General features: G+C 69.8%; 12 protein-coding genes and 1 pseudogene. All 13 read right to left on the reverse strand.

Annotated features, from left to right (window positions below; all coding sequences use genetic code 11):
- Positions 1 to 26: 26 nt before the first annotated feature.
- Positions 27 to 1,184, reverse strand: a complete 1,158-nt coding sequence (locus ACFVYN_RS22110; RefSeq protein ID WP_390001086.1) for a dienelactone hydrolase family protein — start codon at positions 1,182 to 1,184, stop codon at positions 27 to 29.
- Positions 1,171 to 2,199 carry a pectinesterase family protein gene (locus ACFVYN_RS22115; RefSeq protein WP_390001087.1) on the reverse strand — a complete coding sequence of 343 codons (1,029 nt, stop codon included), beginning with the start codon at positions 2,197 to 2,199 and terminating at the stop codon, positions 1,171 to 1,173. Before ACFVYN_RS22115 ends, ACFVYN_RS22110 begins: the two co-directional genes overlap by 14 nt.
- Before the next feature lies 1 nt (position 2,200).
- Positions 2,201 to 3,328 carry a pectinesterase family protein gene (locus ACFVYN_RS22120; protein WP_390001089.1) on the reverse strand — a complete coding sequence of 376 codons (1,128 nt, stop codon included), beginning with the start codon at positions 3,326 to 3,328 and terminating at the stop codon, positions 2,201 to 2,203.
- 112 nt (positions 3,329 to 3,440) lie between these two features.
- Positions 3,441 to 4,760 (reverse strand): polysaccharide lyase family 1 protein, encoded by a 1,320-nt coding sequence (locus tag ACFVYN_RS22125; protein WP_390001090.1) that lies wholly within the window; start codon positions 4,758 to 4,760, stop codon positions 3,441 to 3,443.
- Between the two features lie 35 nt (positions 4,761 to 4,795).
- The gene (locus ACFVYN_RS22130) at positions 4,796 to 5,596 is read right to left on the reverse strand and encodes a rhamnogalacturonan acetylesterase (protein WP_390001092.1); all 801 of its coding nucleotides are present in this window, start codon (positions 5,594 to 5,596) and stop codon (positions 4,796 to 4,798) included.
- A 94-nt stretch (positions 5,597 to 5,690) separates the two neighbouring features.
- A complete protein-coding gene (locus ACFVYN_RS22135; protein WP_390001093.1) occupies positions 5,691 to 7,034 on the reverse strand; it encodes an ABC transporter substrate-binding protein in 1,344 nt (447 codons plus the stop codon).
- 73 nt (positions 7,035 to 7,107) lie between these two features.
- Positions 7,108 to 9,087 carry a pectinesterase family protein gene (locus ACFVYN_RS22140; RefSeq protein ID WP_390001095.1) on the reverse strand — a complete coding sequence of 660 codons (1,980 nt, stop codon included), beginning with the start codon at positions 9,085 to 9,087 and terminating at the stop codon, positions 7,108 to 7,110.
- Positions 9,088 to 9,120: 33 nt separating this feature from the next.
- On the reverse strand, positions 9,121 to 10,656 hold the full coding sequence (locus tag ACFVYN_RS22145) for a family 43 glycosylhydrolase (protein ID WP_390001151.1): 1,536 nt from the start codon (positions 10,654 to 10,656) through the stop codon (positions 9,121 to 9,123).
- A 23-nt stretch (positions 10,657 to 10,679) separates the two neighbouring features.
- Positions 10,680 to 11,525, reverse strand: a complete 846-nt coding sequence (locus ACFVYN_RS22150) for a PmoA family protein (RefSeq protein ID WP_390001097.1) — start codon at positions 11,523 to 11,525, stop codon at positions 10,680 to 10,682.
- Positions 11,522 to 12,676: a Gfo/Idh/MocA family protein gene (locus ACFVYN_RS22155; protein ID WP_390001098.1), complete on the reverse strand. Its 1,155-nt coding sequence runs from the start codon at positions 12,674 to 12,676 to the stop codon at positions 11,522 to 11,524. The genes ACFVYN_RS22150 and ACFVYN_RS22155 overlap by 4 nt, the downstream gene beginning before the upstream one ends.
- Positions 12,673 to 12,825, reverse strand: a pseudogene (locus ACFVYN_RS22160) (pectate lyase); the annotation flags it as partial. The pseudogene ACFVYN_RS22160 and the gene ACFVYN_RS22155, both read right to left, overlap by 4 nt.
- Before the next feature lie 50 nt (positions 12,826 to 12,875).
- A complete protein-coding gene (locus ACFVYN_RS22165; protein WP_390001100.1) occupies positions 12,876 to 13,772 on the reverse strand; it encodes a carbohydrate ABC transporter permease in 897 nt (298 codons plus the stop codon).
- Positions 13,769 to 14,704 carry a carbohydrate ABC transporter permease gene (locus ACFVYN_RS22170; RefSeq protein ID WP_390001102.1) on the reverse strand — a complete coding sequence of 312 codons (936 nt, stop codon included), beginning with the start codon at positions 14,702 to 14,704 and terminating at the stop codon, positions 13,769 to 13,771. The genes ACFVYN_RS22165 and ACFVYN_RS22170 overlap by 4 nt, the downstream gene beginning before the upstream one ends.
- Positions 14,705 to 14,753 lie beyond the last annotated feature (49 nt).

The following is a 14,753-nucleotide window of genomic DNA, read 5'->3' on the forward strand; positions in this document are numbered from 1 at the left end:
TTCTCGTGCGGGTGGGGGGGGATGGTTCACAGGACGACGTCGAGCCAGCCGAAGACCTCGTCCTGCATGCGGTCGACGAAGACATGGCCGAGGTCGGGCCAGGTCTTCAGGTGCAACCGCTCCTCGGCGCGGCGGGAGTGCCAGACGGCGCGCAGCTTGTCGTGCGCGACCTGTACGCCGTCGGCGGGGAACAGCGGGTCCAGCCCGCCGTTGAAGAAGAGCATCGGCCTGGGGGCGGCGATGCTCGCCACGTCGGGGAAGTCGAGGAACCGGGGCAGCCCCGGATGGAGCATGTAGTAACTGGACTGCCCGCGCAGGGTGTTGTTGCCGGGCACCATCATTTCCTTGAGGCCGGTCATCCAGCAGACGGCTGCCGTGGCCGTGACGGCGTCGGTCAGCGCGGCGGTCTGCCAGGCGCGGTAGGCGCCCATGGAGAAGCCGACGGCCGCGACCCTTCTGGCGTCCACCCTCTTCAGGCCGGCCAGGAACCCGGCGGCGCGGGCGTCCTCGCGGGCCATGAGCCCGGCGAGCGAGGAGCCGAGGTTGAAGAAGTTGCTGGCCAGGGCCTGCTGTTGGTCGTAGGTGACGGGTCCGCGGTCGCCCCAGCCGAGCGCGTCCGCGCACAGGACGACATAGCCGCGCCGGGCCAGCTCGTCGCCGACGAACCGGCCGCTGAAGTACTTGTCGGCCCAGGACTGCGCGGAGGCGAGCCGGGTGTCGTCGTACCAGGGCCGGACCAGCTTCTCCTTGCCGATGTCGAACTTCGCCCCGTGGTCGTGGAGCAGCAGCACGGCGGGGAACGGACCGGGGCCGTGCGGGGTGAGCAGGGCGGCGCGGACCCGTTCGTGGTGGGTGAGGGAGAGGGTGACCAACTCTCGTGTGTAGCCGTCGGACGGTGACCGGTCGGTGAACTCGGGGGCGTACGGCGTCCCGTCCTGGCGGTCGACGAGGAGGTGCTCATCGACCACGGCCCTGGCTTTCCGACGCCACACCCCGAAATCGCGGACGGGCGACGTCCCCCAGGCCAGCGGGAAGGTCAGCTCGGCCTTGAGTGCCGGGTGGAAGTCGGGCAGCGGGCCGTCCACGACCCCGGCCTCCGCGGGGCTCACCGCTCCCCCGGCCAGCACGGCAGCTCCGGCGCCCACCACGAACGCCCGCCGCCCCAGCGGGTCACCGGCGCTCATAGGGCCTCCAGTCCCCGAGATAGGTGCGCCGGGTGTGCGCGGCGGCCTCCTCGGCGGTCAGCTGGGGCCGGTTGTCGGGGACGGAGATCACCGCTCCTGGACCGGAGTTGGCGTACTCCCGGAAGCGCATGGTCTGCCAGGGGTAGGCCTCGCGCATGTTGGTGTAGGGCGCGACCGGGTCGATCCCGGGCCCGATCCGGGAGTTCCGCACGACGAGGGACGGCCAGGCGGTCGTCTCGTACGACGGCACCCAGGGCCGTGCCAGTTTGTACGCCCCGTCCTCGGCGCCGGAGGTGATGCGGGAGCGGACGGCGAGGATGCCGTGCGGGTTGGCGCGGGCCGTGGAGGGGGCGAAGACCATGCCCTTGGGGGTGAAGCCGACGTCCCGCTGGAGGGTGTGGAAGTGGCACTCCTCGAAGACGGCGGTGGCCCGGCCGAAGACGAAGTCCACGTCCCCCTCGATGTAGCAGTGGCGGAAGTACTGCCGGTCGAAGGAGGCGAGCGCGGTCGTCTCGACGAAGAGGGTGTCCTGGTGGGCCAGGAGCCGGACGTTGTCGAAGTGGGTGCGGTCGCCGTAGGTGTAGGCGGCGACAGCCTGGGTGCCGGTGATGTCGGGATGGTCGGCGCGCAGCCAGTCGTTGGCGAGGGTGAGGTCGCGGACGGTGAGGCCGGGGGCCGCGGAGGTGAAGGTGGCGGAGCCCGCGGTGCCGTAGGTGCCGGAACCGTCGGGCTTCTGGGTGCCATTGGCGTTGTCGTAGACGATGACGGCGGCGCGGGGGTCGGGGACGGCGCCGCGTACGGTCAACTCCGCCTTGTCGGCAGGGACGTTGACGACCTCGCGATAGGTGCCCGGGTGCACGACGATCGTCCAGCCGGGGCCGGTGACCGCGTCGACGGCGGCCTGGACGGAGTCGCCGGGGCGGACGTGGAGGACTCGGGGGGTACCGGCGTGGGCCGGGGCGGCGGCCGCGAGGGCGAGTCCGGCACCGGCGGCCATGAAGGTCCGTCTGCGCATCTCAGCACGCCTCCTTCCATGGCTTCCAGTCGCCGAGGTAGGCCTCCCGGGTCGCCGACTCCGCCTTCTCGCGGGTGAGTTGGGGCCGGTTCTCCGGGACGGTGATCCGGGCGCCGGGGCCGGTGTTGCGGTACTCCGCGAAGCGCTGGTTCTGCCAGGGGAAGGCGTCCGACATGTTGGTGTAGGGGGCGGCCGCGTCGATGCCGGGGCCCAGCCAGGTGTCCCGGACCACGAGCGAGGGCCGCGCGGTGGTGTCGGAGCTGGGCACCCACGGGCGGGCCAGCTTGTAGAAGCTGTCGGGGGCCTCGCTGCCGACCCGGCTCCTGGTGACGAGGTACCCGCGCGGGTTGGCGCCCGCCGTGGAGGGCGCGAAGACGAAGCCGTACGGCGCCGCGGCCAGGTCGGTCCGGTTCAGGGTCCGGAAGTGGCAGTGCTCGTAGACGGCCGTGGCCCGCCCGAAGACGAAGTCGACGTCTCCCTCGGCGTAGCAGTGCGAGAAGTACTGGCGGGCGAAGGAGGTCAGGGCGATCGAGTCGGCGTAGAGGGTGTCCTGGTGGCCGAGGAAGCGGCAGTGGTGGAAGGCGGAGCGGTCGCCCTGGACCTTGATGGCGACGGCCTGGGTGCCGGTGATGCCGGGGTGGTCGGCGCGCAGCCAGTCGTTGGCGAAGGTGATCCAGCGGGCGGTGAAGCCGTCGGCCTGGACCGTGGTGGTGGCGGATCCGGTGGTGCCGTAGGTGCCGCCGCCGGGCTTGGGGGTGCCGGCCGCGTTGTCGTACACGATCACGACGTCCCGGGGGTCCTCGGAGGCGCCGATCCAGGTCGCCTCGGTGCGGGTGACGTCGACGGCGACGGTCTCCCGGTAGGTGCCCGGGGCGAGGACCAGTGTCCAGCCGCTGCCGGTGGCCGCGGTGACGGCGTCCTTGACGGTGGTGTGGTCGCCGCGGCCCTTCGGGTCGACGTAGAGGGTCTGCGGGGTGAGCCGGGCGGTGGGTGATCCGAAGCGGCCGAACGGGCGCCGGGCGCCGGCGTGCGCGGGGGCCGGTGCGAGGGCGAGAGCGGCCGCCGCTCCGGTGCTCGCGAGCAGGAACCCCCTTCTGGACAGGGGGAGTCGGGTGTCGTGCGAGGGCATGCGGGTGCTCCTTGGACATGCGGCTCAGGGGTGTGGGGTGCCTCGCGTGGGGGGTGAGGTGGGTGGCCGGGGCGGCCGCTGGATTCCGCCCCGGCCGGTCAGGGGGGTGGTGTCAGCAGATGTGCCCGGCGCCCGCGCCGCGGTCGACGATCCCCGGTACCTTCTTGGCCGGGTCGATCTTCGTGCGCAGGGTCGGCGTCCAGCCCGCGCCGGACTCCAGGGTCTCGGCGGGGATCCCGGCGTTGTGGACGGCGATCAGGTCGGTGGGCTTGCCGTTGACGTAGTTGTCGGTGGCGGTGAGCGGAGAGACGTTCCAGCGCTTGAGCACCTTGGCCGGGTTGACGCTCTCCGGCAGCGTGAACGCGTTGTGCTCGGCGACGAGGTGGGACTCCTTGCCGATGCCGAAGCTGTAGGCGTAGTCGGCGTTGGCCACGAAGTGGTTGTTGTAGGAGTCGACCTGGCCGAAGCGCACGCGGGGTGCGCGCTCGACGAGGTCGGAGAACAGGTTGTGGTGGAAGGTGACCTTGAGCTTGCCCCGGTCCCCGGCCGCCGTGGACTCGCTGTCGCTGTTGCCGATCAGGATCGTCTTGTCGTGCTCGGTGAAGACGTTCCAGGAGGCGGTGACGTAGTTCGCGCCCCGGACGATGTCCAGCTCGCCGTCGTGCTGCTGGTAGAGCATCCCGAAGTAGGTGGGCGCGGCGCTGTCGGGGTGGCTGCCGTCGGTGAAGGTGTTGTGGTCCAGCCACACATGGGTGGAGCCGTAGACGACGGCGGTGTCGTACTCGGAGTTCCAGTTGCCCTTGTCGCCGTCGGTGGGGTCCCACTGCGGGAAGCAGTCGATGGGGCTCTCGAAGGTGAGGTTGCGGACGATGACGTTGTCGACGGCCTTGATCTGCAGGCTCGCGCCCTTGAACCCGGCGTTCTTGCCGACGCCGATGATCGTGGTGTTGGCGGGCACGTTCGCCTTGATGGTCTGGTCCTGGTTGGCGGCCGAGACGCGGCGCAGGCCCTCGGGGCTGTCGTCGGGCTCGGCGCTCAGGTCGGTGTCCAGGCCCCAGGCCTCGGGCGAGTACTTCGCGAGGTAGGCGTCGAAGTCGTACCCGGGCGCGGCGAGGGAGTCACAGCCCTCGGAGACGGCGTCGATGGTCCCCTTCACCTTGATGATCTTCGGTGCGGTGCCGCCCGCGGCGAGGGCGGCCTTGAAGCCGGCCCAGTCGGTGACGGTGTACACGTGGGCGGCGTCGGCGGCGGCGCCTCCGGTGGTGCCGGTGCCGTCGGAGGCCCAGCCGTCACCGGTGGCGAGAGTGTCGCGGGCGGCGTCGTGGCCCTTGGCCTGGGCGGTGGTGCCGGTGACCGCGAGGACCAGGGCGGCGCAGCCTGCCACGGCCATCGCCTTTGTCATGACATGCCCATGCCATGTCTGTGCGTTCATTGTGCGGCTCTCTTTCGACTGCGAAGAAGGAGTGGTCAGGCAGCGGCCGGAGACGGCCAGGTGATCCACGACTCGGGGATCTCGGCGTCGAGCCGGCGCACGTCCCGGGGCGCCAGTACTCGGTGCCGCAGCAGTTCACGCGCGACCAGACGCGCCACCGCGATGGCGCCGGGCGGATTGAAGTGCGTGTTGTCCTGCTCGGTCGCGGTCCAGTTGAAGTACTTCTTGGTCTCCTCGACCCCGAGCCGCTGCCACAGGGCGAGCGACAGGGCCTGGATGTCGAGCAGTGCGACGCCCTCCTCGGTGGCGAGCGCCCGCATCGCCGCCGGATAGTCGCCGTGGGTCGGCACGGCGTTGCCGGTGGCGTCGAACTTCCGCCGCTCGACCGAGGTGAGCAGCACGGGCCGGGCGCCACGGGCGCGGGCACCGTCGATGTACAGGCGCAGATAGTCCTGGTACGTCGTCCAGGGTTCGGTGTAGCGGGCCGGGTCCGCGGTCTTCTCGTCGTTGTGGCCGAACTGGATCAGCAGGAAGTCGCCCGGCCGAATGGCGCCGAGGATGACATCGAGCCGTCCCTCGTCCACGAAGGACTTCGAACTCCGCCCGTTCACCGCGTGATTGGCGACCCGGAGATCCTTGTGCAGGAAGAAGGGCAGCGCCATGCCCCACCCGGTCTCGGGCGCGGCGTCGGAGTATTTCTGGGCGGCGGTGGAGTCGCCGGCGATGTACAGCGTGCGGGACCTCCTGGGAGAAGCTTGGGCGACCCCGTTCGCCGCGAGAGCGAGCGGGACGGCGGAGAGAGCAGCAGTGGTGACTTGTCTACGAGTGAGTGACATTTCAGGTGCACCTTTCTGACCGCTGGGGCGCGGGGAACTGCGCGACCGGCCCCAACCGGTCGGCAGCTCCCCACAACCGAAGACACCCGAGTTCCTAGCCGTTCTGTTCCTTCCACTCGGCCTGAGCCTTGTTCAACTGGTCGGCCATGGTGTCCAGGAAGTCCTTGGCGCTCATGTCACCCAGCAGCACCTTCTGGAAGTTCGGCTCGTTGTCGGCCTTGGAGATGGTGTTCCAGTCGGGCAGGTAGTACGGCAGCTGGACGATGGTCGTGGAACCGTCGGTCAGCGCGGCGGCGGCCAGCTTCGTGGGCTCGGCCTCGGAGATCCAGGCGTCCTTGGCGGCGTCGTTGTTCGACGGCACCTGCCCGGCGGACTTGTTGAACTTCGAGTTCTCCGCGTGCGAGGTCGCGAACTCGATGAACTTCCAGGCCGCTTCCTTGTTCTTGGAGCTCTTGAACACCCCGAGCCCGTCGACGGGGTTGGACACCTGCACCCGCTTGCCGGTGGAGCCGATCGGCTGCGGAATGCCCCGGAACTTGCCGACCCCGAGCGCCTTCACATGGTCCTGGTACGACCCCAGGTTGTGGTTCAGCATCCCGATGGTGCCGGAGTCCCACTGGGCGACCATCTTGGTGAAGTCGTTGTTGAGGTCGGCCGCCGGAGTGACCTTCTTGTACAGCGCCGCGTACTTCTCCAGCGCCGCCACGTTCTTCGGGTCGTTGACGGTGGTCTTGTCACCGTTCCAGAACGAGGTGATCCCGCTCTGCCCGTACATCGCGTCCAGGGCCTGGGCGATGGACCCGGCGCCGCCGCGGATGGTGTAGCCGAACTCGTTCTTCTTGGCGTCGGTGAGCTTGTCCGCGGCCTCGTAGAACTTGTCCCAGGTGGTCGGCTCGTCGAGGCCGGCCTTCTTGAACAGGTCGGTCCGGTAGTACAGCACGCCGTTGTTGGCGGAGGTCGGGATCGAGTACAGGGTCCCGTCCCCGCCCCCTGAGGCCTTCAGGACGCCGACCATGTCCTCGTTGAGCTTGCCGTTCAGGGAGGACTTGGAGAGCCGGTCGTCCAGCGGCTCCAGCGCCTTCTGCGCGGAGAACCCGGCGAGCATGGCCGCGCCGACACCGCCGACGTCCGGCAGGCCGCCGCCCTGGATGGCGGTGTCGACCTTGGACTGGTACTCGGTGGACGCGATGCCGACGTACTCGACCTTGATGTCGGGGTTGGCCTTCTGGAAGTCGGCGATGACCTCCTTCCAGATGTCGGTGCGGACACCGCCGTTGTTGTCCCAGAAGACGATCTTGCCCTTGCCGCTGCCCTCGTCGCCCTTGTCACCGCCGGCTCCGCTGCCGTCGTCACCGCAGGCGGTGGCGGTCAGCGCCAGGACGGACCCGAGGGCGACGGCTATGGCAGCGCGCCTGCTTCTGCGGATACTGATCTTCATTGATCGGCTCTCTTCTTCTTCTGATTCCAGCGGAGATGTGACGTTGTGGGGGGAAGTCGGTGGCGGGGGGACGTCAGTGGCGGGCCTGCGGGGCCCAGCCGTCCGTGCCCTTGAGGTAGTTCGCGACGGTGTACGTCCTCGCGTCGGCGGCGGCGAGCTGCGGCCGGTCGGCGCTCGGGGCCGCGCCGGGGCCGGAATTGCGGTACTCGGCGAACCGCGCGTCCTTCCACGAGAAGCCGCTCATGTCGGTCCACGGCGAGGTCTTCACCGCGGCCGGCAGTTCGGTCTCGCGGATCAACACCTGTGCCACGGCGGCGGGTTCACCGCCCGGGTGCCACGGCCGCCCAAGGTGGAAGGTCCGGTCCGGGGCGTCGCTCACCACCTTCGAGCGGGTGATCAGGAACCCGTACGGGTTGCCCGTCCAGGTCGAAGCGGCGGTGATGTAGCCGTTGTTGGAGTCCGAGCCCCGGCTCAGCGCCCGGATCACGGACCGCTCGATCACCGTCGTCGCCCGGCCGTAGACGAAGTCGACATCGCCCTCGATGTACGAGTCGCGGAGGTAGACCCGGCTGATCACGTCCAGCTTGGGACTGTCGGTCATCAGGGTGTCCTGGTTGCCCAGGAAGGCGGTGTCCTCGAAGACGATCCGGTCGCCGGTCGTCTTCATCGCGAGGGCCTGCTCGCCCTTCAGCTCGACCGCGGCCTCGTCGAAGTCGTTGCTGAAGGTGAGGTGGCGGGCGGTGACGTCGTTCGCGGCGATCCGGACCGTCGCGCTGCCCGTCGAACCGCCGTACTCGGCGGGGGTGTCATAGACGATGACGGTGTCGGACCGGTCGTGTCCAGTCCCCTGGAGCACGATGTTCGGCTTGGTCGCCGGGATGTACACCTTGGCCCGGTAGGTGCCCGGTGCGACGGCGATCGTCACCGGCTCGGCGTTCTGGTCGGGCACGGCGTCCACGGCGGCCTGCACGCTCGGGTAGTCGCCGGGGACGTGCAGGGTCACGCCGATCCGCTTCTGTGGTCCGGAGAACCTCGACACCAGCGAGGGCACTGCGGCGGCCGGGTCCAGCCGGTAGTCGTAGAAGGACCGCGGGTCGAATGCCGTACCCCACGCGTCCGTTCGCCCGCTCGTGTTCTTCAGGATCGACCCGCGCTGCACCAACTCCGCGGTGGCGTCGGCCTGGTAGGGATGCTGGACACCGTCGTAGTAGCTGTTCTCGATGACCATCTTCGTCTTGCCGCGCGCCCAGTTCCCGTACGTCCACACCGGGTCACCGTCGGCGACCTGCGAGGACAGGTAGTTGTTGTACAGGTGGGCGTAGGCGAGGTTGTCCGCCGAGGGGTTGCGCTGCTTGGTGCCGTAGAACCAGTTGTGGTCGATCGTCATCTCGGTGAGGACGTTGGTGGTCCAGCCGATCCCGAACGCCTTGTTGTGGTTCGTGAACTGGTTGTAGGAGACGGTGATGTACCGGCTGTCCTTGCGGATGTCGAGCAGCCCGTCGCCCATGTGCGTGAAGCGGTTGTGGTCGATCCAGACGTGGTCGACCGTGTCCATCTGGATCGCGTCGAAGTCGGTCGTCTTGCCGTCCCAGTCGCCCTCGACGTACGAGTCGCGGATCGTCAGGTTGCGGATGATCACGTTGTGTGTGCCGGGGTTCAGGTGCAGCTCGCCGTGGACGATCTCGCCGGTGTCGCCGACGCCGATGATCGTCTTGTTCGAGCCGACCACGATGTCCGAGCCGAAGGGTTCGACGGCTATCGCACCCGGGACCCGTATGACGTACGGCTCCTCGGCCGCCGCGTACCTCGCCAGCGAGGCCTGGTCGGTGACGGTGACGACCTTGCCGCCGGCCCCTCCGGTGGTGCCGCCGGCCAGGGAGGCAAAGCCGTGGGCCCGGTCGCTCCAGCGGTCGGCCGGGGCTTTCTCGGCGGCGACGGCCTTGGCCTGCCCGATCACCCCGAGGCTCAGCGCGGCCACCAGGCCGAGGACAGCGGCCAGGACCGTGCCGTATCCCGGTCTCTGCAAGCGCTTGCTATCAAGGTGCTGCGTCATTGCGGCTCCCAACAGGCTTACGGGTTCGGTGCGTTACAGGTGGTCGATCCTGAAGTGCGAGAAGGTTGCCGCGCCGGCGTGTCCTCCTCCGACGGGCGCGAGGGCGAACAGTCCGAGCAGGGCTCCGACCCAGCGCCAGGGGGTGGCGGCGAACACGGGTCCGGAGGGGCGCGGGCCGTCACCGAGGTCGTAGAAGAACCGGCAGCGGGCGCCGGCGCCGATCTCGATCCGCAGTCGCGCCTTGTCGGCGAGGGCGAGGCGCGGATGGTCGGCGTCCCGTTCCTGCTCGGCGACGCCCTCGGCGAACCGGTGCACGAGATGGACGCTCCCGTCGGCCCCCCGCTGGAGTCCGATCCAGCTGAAGGCGTCTCCGAGGACGGCGAGACCGGCCCGTGCGCCGGGTTCCTCGCTGTGCAGGCGCAGTTCCACCTCGATCGCCGACGGGGTGCCGGGCAGCCGCTGGGTGAGGATGTTCGGCAGTTTGCGCAGGTCGTGCGCGTCGGCCGAGCGGACACAGGTGAGCCGCAGCCCGTCACCGGAGTGGTGGGTGGCCCAGCCGGGCTGCGGGTTCGCGGTCCACTGCCACTGGCGGCCGAAGCGTCCGCCGGGGAAGTCGTCGTCGGTGGCGGGCGCCGCGTCCGGCTGCGGCGGCAGATCCGGCTTCTCGTGTACGGCGACGGGGGCGCCCTCGTCACCGAGCACCGGCCAGCCTCCCCCACTCTCGGCTTCGCTCGAGCGGGAGGTGCCCCCATCGCCCCAGCGCATCGGCTGGAGGTGGACGACCCTGCCGTAGGCGCCCCGGTGCTGGAAGTGCAGGAACCAGTCCTGGCCGGACGGGGTGCGCACCCAGCCGCCCTGGTGCGGCCCGTTGACGTCGGTGTCCTTCTGCTCCAGGACGACCTTCTCCTCGTACGGCCCGAAGAAGCCGCGCGAGCGGAAGGCGCCCTGCCAGCCGGTCTCCACTCCCCCGGCAGGGGCGAAAATCCAGAACCAACCGTCGTGCCGGTAGAGCTTGGGGCCTTCCAGGGTGAACCAGCCGGGAATCCGGTCGCCGTCGACGATCACCTTGCCCTCGTCGAGGAGTTCACGGCCGTCGAGGTCCATCCGGTGGCCGGTGAGTCGGTTCTTGACGCCGGAGCGGGACCTGGCCCAGGCATGCACGAGGTAGGCCTCGCCGGTCTCCTCGTCCCACAGCGGGCAGGGGTCGATGAGGCCCTTGCCCGACTTGACGAGGTGCGGGCGGGTCCAAGGACCCCTGATCCCGGGCGCGTTGACCTGGAAGATGCCCTGGTCGGGGTCGCCCCAGAAGATCCAGAACCGTTCGTCGTGGTAGCGGAGGGAAGGCGCCCAGACCCCGCAGTCGTGCCGGGGCTTGGTGAACTCCCCCGCGGGTTCCAGTCGTTCGAGGGCGTGGCCGATCAGGGTCCAGTTGACGAGGTCGCGAGAGTGCAGCAGCGGCAGGCCGGGGACGCGGCCGAAGCTGGAGGCGGTGAGGTAGAAGTCGTCGCCGACGCGGATGACGTCGGGGTCGGACCAGTCGGCGTTCAGGACCGGGTTGGTGTACGTCAGCGGCAGGTCGGGGTCCGTGGGGGTCACTGGCTGACCGCCTTCCGTACCAGGGCCGCCGCTTCGAGCCGGGGCAGGCGGCCGTCGGCGACGACGGTGACGATCCTGCGTACGACGGTCTCGCCGGGCGGGATCGGCAGCCTGGAATCGTGGGCGAGCGAGGAGCCCACGCCCGGGTATTCGTCGGCGCGCACGAACCAGGGGTCGCGGCGGGTCCGGTCGGTGGCCCCGGCGAAGACGAGCGTCCAGGTGGCGCCGGTGAGGGCGACCCAGTCGGCGCGGGTGCCGTGGATCGCGGCCTCGCCCTCACGGTCGACGGTGAAGACGTCCGGCGCCGCCTCTTCCTTCCGGGCCCGCCAGAAGAAGCCGCCGTAGGCCGCGCCCGGGCGGCCGTTGGTCGCCGGGCTGCCGATCGACAGGGGGTCCCGGGTGACGTTGGTGAGGGAGAAGGTGAAGTCCAACGCCCAGGCGGAGCCGGTCAGTTCGGTGGCCGCGACGGTACGGCGCTCGCGCAGCAGCTCGGCGCCCGAGGCGATCCAGCGCAGCTCCTCCACGAAGCCGTCGGGGTCCCGGAGCTGGAAGGAGGTGTGGCGCTGGGCGCCGTGGTTGTCGAGCTCGGTCGGGCCCTGGTCGCGGACGTAGGTGCGTCCGCCCCAGAAGTTGTGCCCCTCGACGTCGGGAACGGCGACACCGACGCCGAGGTGGTGGATGTGGTCGGTGGGGCTGAGTTCGGTGACCGCCGTGCCGGCCAGGGTGGTGACGGGGTGCAGATAGGGGCGCGGGGAGAGCCGGGCGGGCAGCTCGGGCCGGGTGACGTAGCGGCCGACCGGGCGGCCCGCGACACGCAGGACCGGGGAATCGGGGGTCGTCATGTGCTCACCTCGTTCACGACATGTGGCCGGGCCCAGTCGGCGCCCAGCTCGGAGTAGAGGGCGAGGTTGTCGGCGGCGGCCGCGACGAGTCCGTCGATGCCGGGAACGACACGGCGCTCCTCGTCCGGGAGCAGGTGCCAGGCCGTGGCCGGGAACGGGGTCGGGTCCGGGGCCGTCCGGATCGCCTCGACGACCTTCATGAAGGCGCCCGTCACCTCCGGCACCACGAGCAGGTCGTCGCCGTCGGTCACGTGGTCGACCAGGTTCTCCAGCAGGTCGGTGCGGCCGTACTCGTACTCCTCGGGGCCGTGCCCGGCCCGCTGGAGCAGCACGCGGTCCTGCTTGTACCAGTAGGTGATCCGGCCGCGGTCGCCGTGCACGACGACGTACGGCTCGTCGGGGTCCTCGGCGCACAGGGTGGCGGCGACGGTGACCTTGAGGCCGTTCGCGGTGGTGACGCGGACGCAGGAGGTGTCGTCGGACTCGATGTCGTTGGCGCGCAGCAGCTCGGTCTCGATCCGGGTGACGTCCTCGGCGCGGGTGCTGCCGTTCAGGGCGAGCGCGGTGGCGACGGCGTGCGCGAGGGGGTTGGTCAGCACGCCGTCGATCACGTCGACGCCGTTCATCCGCCGCTTGCCCGCCCAGGGCGCGCGCCGGTAGTACGCCTCGGCGCGTGCCCAGGCACCGGCGCCGCCGATCCCGGTCACCTCGCCGATCGCGCCCTCCTGGACCAGCTCACGGATCGCGGGCACGGCGTGCGAGCCCAGCGACTGGAAGCCGATCTGGCAGGCGACCCCGGCCGCGGCGACCCCGTCGGCCATGCGGCGGAACTCGGCGTACGACGGGGCGGGGGGCTTCTCGAGCAGGATGTGCACGCCCCGCCGGGCCGCCGCGAGCGCCAGGTCCGTGTGGGTCGGGATCGGGGTGCAGATCACCGCGACCCGGGCGCCGGTCGAGTCGAGGAGCGCGCCGAAGTCGCCGGACTGCTCGGGCGTGCCCAGGCCGTCGGGGATCTCGTCGCCGCTCAGCGGGGTCAGCTCGCAGATCCCCGCCAGTCGTACGATCCCCTTGTCCTGCAGCCTGCGGATGTTCTCCAGGTGCCAGCGGCCGTGGCCGCGCGCGCCCGCCAGGACGATGTCTACGGTGCTCATGGGATCCTCCCCGCGCCCGCGCCGCGCGCCACCTCTCGGTCGGCCGCCTCGGCGCTGTCGATCTTTGTGTGCAGGGTAGGCGTCCGGCCGACGTCCGCCGTGAGATCACGCTCGCTGCCGGAGTTGTGGGCGTTGTGGATCGCGAGCACTGCGCCCGGCAGGCCCAGCACCACGCCACCCAGCGCGATCCGACGGAGTCTCATCCCTTCACCGCCCCCGCACTGAAGCCCGTGATGAGCCACTTCTGGATGAAGGCGAACACGATCACCACGGGGACGGCGGCGATGATGCCACCGGCGGCCAGTGCGCCCAGGTCGACGCTGTCCGCGCTCATCAGGGTGTTCAGGCCGACCGGGATCGTCTGCTTGTCCTGGTTGTTGAGGAACATCAGGGCGAACAGGAAGTGGTTCCAGGAGTGCACGAAGGCGAAGGAGCCGACGGCGATCAGACCGGGCCGCAGGAGGGGCAGGACGACGATCCGGAACGCGGTGAACCGGTTGCAGCCGTCCACCCAGGCCGCCTCCTCCAGGGAGTACGGCACGTTCTTGATGAAGTTGCTGATCAGGATCATCGACAGCGGCAGCTGGAAGACCGTCTCGGCGATGATGACGCTGGTCAGCGAGTTGATCATCTTCAGCTCGGCGAAGATCTCGAACAGCGGCACCAGGAGCAGCGCGCCCGGCACGAACTGCGAGCACAGCAGCGCCAGCATGAACGCGTTCTTGACCTTGAAGTCGAACCGGGCGAGCGCGTAGCCGCCGGCCAGGGCGACGAGCGTCGTCATCACCAGCGTGGCGAGGCCGACGTACACGCTGTTCTCGAAGTACGTGCCGAACGCCCGCTCCGTCCACACCTTCTCGAAGTGGTCGAAGGTGATCGGCCAGGGCACGAGCGAGGTCGAGCCGGCCGGGCGCAGCGCGAACAGCAGGATCCAGTAGAAGGGGATGATCGTGAAGACGAGGTAGATCGACAGCGGCAGGTAGACGTGCCAGCGCGGGACCTCGTCCCAGGCGCGGCGGTGCTTCACCGAGCGGGGCGGCTCGGGTGCCTCGCGCACGGGAGCGGGTGCGACCTCCGTGGCCTCCTTGGTGATCACTTGGAACCGCCTCCGAACTTGCTCAGCCGCAGGTACACCATCGAGCAGAAGAGCAGGATCACGAACGCGACCGTGGTCAGGGCGGACGCGTAGCCGAAGTTGTGGGCGTCGACAGAGGTGTTGGCGATGTAGAGCGGGAGGGTGGTGGTCTCGCCCGCCGGGCCGCCGCCGGTCAACGTGTAGAGCAGGTCGACGTTGTTGAACTCCCACACCGCGCGCAGCAGCGTGGACAGGATGATCGCGTCCTTCAGGTGCGGCAGCGTGATGTGCCAGAACTGCTTGACGCGGCTGGCCCCGTCGACCTCGGCGGCCTCGTACAGGTCCTTGGAGACGGACTGGAGGTCGGCGAGGATGAGGATCGCGAAGAAGGGGACACCGCGCCACAGGTCGGCGACGACCGCCGCGGAGAAGACGGTGGAGGTGTCCGACAGCCAGCTGGTGCCGTAGGAGCCGATGCCCATGTCGGCGAGGTAACGGGTGATGCCCGTCTGGGAGTTGTAGAGCAGCACCCAGATCGCGGAGGTCAGCACACCGGAGACGGCCCACGGCGAGAAGACCATCGCGCGCCCCAGCCCCCGGCCCACGAAGCTCTGGTTGACGATCAGCGCGAGCGCCAGGCCGAACAGCAGCTGTAGTCCGACCTCGACGAAGACCCACTTGGCGCTGAAGGTCAGCGTGTCCCAGAACTGCGGGTCCTTGGTGAAGATCTGGACGAAGTTGTCGAAGCCCGCGTAGCCGTTCCGCCACGGCTTGGTGGGGTTGTAGTTCTGCAGGCTGTAGTAGAAGACGCTGATGACCGGGTAGGCGATGAAGCCCAGCATCAGCAGGGCCGCCGGCGCGATCAGCAGGTAGGGCAGCCTGCGCGGGGTGGCGGAGACACGGCGTCGCCGGGGTGGCGCGGGCGGTTTCGCCACGGCTGCGGCTTGGGCCATGACAGGGGCTCCGTTCTCGGTACGTCGGACGTGCGACGTGCTTTCGTCG

The sequence above is a fragment of the Streptomyces sp. NPDC058307 genome (genome assembly GCF_042880295.1).
Lineage (GTDB): Bacteria > Actinomycetota > Actinomycetes > Streptomycetales > Streptomycetaceae > Streptomyces.